General features: G+C 44.6%; 3 protein-coding genes. 1 reads left to right on the top strand and 2 read right to left on the bottom strand.

The features are described 5' to 3' along the window. The first annotated feature begins 393 nt into the window (after nucleotides 1-393). Nucleotides 394-693 carry a ferredoxin gene (locus QUB61_RS23625; RefSeq protein ID WP_333132501.1) on the top strand — a complete coding sequence of 100 codons (300 nt, stop codon included), beginning with the start codon at nucleotides 394-396 and terminating at the stop codon, nucleotides 691-693. 271 nt (nucleotides 694-964) lie between these two features. On the opposite strand, the gene QUB61_RS23620 is transcribed toward QUB61_RS23625, so the two are convergent. Together QUB61_RS23620 and QUB61_RS23615 are read right to left on the bottom strand one after the other, a co-directional pair. After that, a complete protein-coding gene (locus tag QUB61_RS23620) occupies nucleotides 965-2,611 on the bottom strand; it encodes a SpoIID/LytB domain-containing protein (protein WP_333132502.1) in 1,647 nt (548 codons plus the stop codon). Between the two features lie 185 nt (nucleotides 2,612-2,796). Beyond that, nucleotides 2,797-2,998: hypothetical protein (locus QUB61_RS23615; protein ID WP_333132503.1), on the bottom strand; the 202-nt coding region annotated here is incomplete at its 5' end.

The raw sequence follows: 2,998 nt of genomic DNA, 5'->3' as shown, positions 1-2,998 counted from the left end.
AATTCCTAACTCTTTGAGCAGATAGCTGACCAAATAATTTTAGATTTTAGATGGCAGATTTTAGATTAACTGTGAAACCAATCTAGAATCCCAAGTCTAAAATCTAAAAGTTTTACGACTGATATTTAGTTTCGCGTTGCGCGGACGAAAGTTTGTGTAGTGCCGATGATTTAAATCGCCGACTTTAGTAGGTATAAGTAATCAAGATGAAATTAGAAAAAGTTATAACTAATCCCATTCAAATTTTTTGTAAATGAGTGCTGCAACCTTGCTTCTTTCCCCTACTATCATAAAGGGAACGAACCTAAGACCTACCCTCAAAGCTAATAGAGCCTTGAAGGTTGCATTAGGAAAAATTATCAATATTGTTGAATTTTTGAGAGGATTTAGTGCATGGCAACTTACAAAGTTACCCTCGTCAACGAAGCCGAAGGACTTAACCAGACCATTGACGTTGATGACGATACTTACATTCTTGATGCTGCGGAAGAAAAAGGACTCGATCTACCCTACTCTTGTCGCGCTGGTGCTTGCTCCAGCTGCGCCGGCAAAATCATATCAGGCACAGTTGACCAATCCGACCAATCTTTCTTGGACGACGACCAAATCGAGGAGGGATATATCCTCACCTGCGTCGCCTATCCCCAGTCTGACTGCACGATAGAAACTCACAAAGAAGAAGAGCTGTACTAAAATGGGAACCGTCAGCAATCTGCTCTAACTCCAAGCTATTGATTAATAGCAGTTTGAGGCGATAGCTGACCGAATAATTTTAGATTTTAGATAGCAGATTTTAGTTAACTCGTAAAATTTTGTCTAGAATCTAAAATCTAAAATCTAAAAATTTTAGGACTTGCGCTAAAGATGCGGAAAAATCTGGGATTGAGATTGCTTTGCTCCTGCTTGCATTCGATAGTTTTTACGCAAGTCCTCACTCAATTTTGGGTGTTTAATTTTATGGGTGTCAAAATGTAATGGCATCGCTGAGCGGCACAACTTGAGCGCCGGGAAAATAAAAGCCCAGAATTCGAGATCCATTCCAGCCCAAATTAGCTAAATTGTAAGAACCAGTCTGACTCATTCCCACCCCGTGCCCGAAACCGCCTCCGACAAAAGCATAACCGTTGAGAGTTTTGTCTGGATTGTAAATCGGTTCTAGGTAAAAAAGCGTGCTAATCGGCGGGTAAAAAGCATTGCGAATCTCGTCTTTGTCGATATCGATGGGGCCTAAGTCAGTTTGAACTTTCATTTGCAAAACTCGACCTGCGGGCGACCTTTCCACTACTTCCACCTGAGTGAGAGTTTTAAAATTAGCCAGCGGGTGCTGTTTCTTCTCAAGATACTGTTTGAGAAATCCACCAATCGCTGTCAAAGAAGCTGGTTCGCGCCACCGAAACGTATCTTCTTTTTCCTCATTAAACCCTTTTTCCAAACTGATAAAGCGGCGGAAATTGTTTTCGTCAGACAAACTCTGCTTCGACAAATCCCAAATATTATTAGGCGAATCGACGATCGATCGCAAATATGGACGTTCCGCGCCCTCCCACACATCGCCAAAAGTCGCGGTCACGCCGCCGCTAGACGCGGAATAGAGGGCGTCAACCAACTGATTTTGATAAGTTAGCACCAAACCGCTCGTTTCGGCGATCGCCTTATCACTTTGCGGGTAAACCTCAGTCAAACCCTTATAAACTTGACAGTTAACATCAGCGCACAACTCATAATTATCCACAGCAAACCGGCGCAAGTTTCTCAGGGCGTAGGTTCTGGCTAAAATCGTTTGAGCGACAATCGCAGCGTAAGGCGAAAAAGCCCCTATTTCGTGAGGAACAACACCCCGCAAATAAGTTTCGGTCAGCACTTTATTCACCAAAGTATAAGTGCCGTAAGCATTTTTTTGCAGGTGCAAACTGCCGCCATAACGGTGAGTTTGTTGAATTGCTTTTTCTGGTTCAGTAGCTGTGGCCTCTTGGGTAGTTTGTTCCAATACCTCAATTACATTTTTCCCTGCAGTGACATCCAACTCATTGCGGTTGAAACGAAACCCGTTTAAAACCCAAAATGCCTGGGGTATTTGTTTTAAAACTTTGGAATCCAAAAAAGCTGTTGTGTTCCCTTGAACTTGCAAACTTTGCAACAGCCAGCGCCGCACCAAAGGAGAGTTGTAAGTATCTCTTTTCGCCCAAACTTGCCAGCGAAAAGGTTGAGCAATTTCTACATCAATTCCCTGGGCGCGCCACTGATTGGCGCTATCTTCCGCACTCTCGAAACTGCGGTGAGAACTTAGTACCACTCGTTCTTCTACTAAGGGCGATTCCAGAGGTTTCGGGGCTATTTCTAACTTGACGCTAGCAGCAGTTTTGGTTTCTATGCCTTGAGGAGTTTTGTAACGCAAAGTTAAGCTGTCGCCCGGTAATGCTTTCAGCGTCAGTTTGTCGGTTGCTTTGGTGCCAAACCGCTGCACCACGCCGATTTTGATGGGTCTATTTTGGGGAGTTTGGGCGTATGCCGCAGCGCCCAAAAGGGGCCACAGGCACAATGCGGTGAAAACAGTGCTAGAAACGCAGCTAAACCATTTGTAATTGGGAGTTGGAGGTGCTTGAGCGAACACGGTTATCTGTCTCGCGATAGTTGAAATTGGGGGATTTTTGATTGTACGTTAGCACATTTGGCGGCTGCTACAGGGGAATTCCGGAAGATAGGCCAATAAGCTTGGGCTAGCTAAGCGTGTCATTGCGAGATCGCGAGCGTTGCAATCGCCGAGACTATAGATGCAGACGGCGGTTGAAACCGCGTCTATAAAAACTGCACACCGATTGAGTTTGTAGGGTGTGCACTGTGCACCGGTTGACCAAATTTCAGCGTTTTGACTTTGAACCCAAGATCCCCCAAGTAATTTTCCTTGTTTGAAGTCGTAGGGTCAATACTCCGGACAGTTTTTAAAGAGGGATGCGATGCCTTCGGCAAGCAACGCTTACGCAATAAGACAGAGAAGTGA

The sequence above is a fragment of the Microcoleus sp. C2D2 genome (assembly GCF_036702495.1).
In the GTDB taxonomy this organism is placed as follows: domain Bacteria; phylum Cyanobacteriota; class Cyanobacteriia; order Cyanobacteriales; family Microcoleaceae; genus Microcoleus.
The sequence above is the reverse complement of the archived record's forward strand: the minus strand, read 5'-3'. Positions and strand labels throughout refer to the sequence as shown.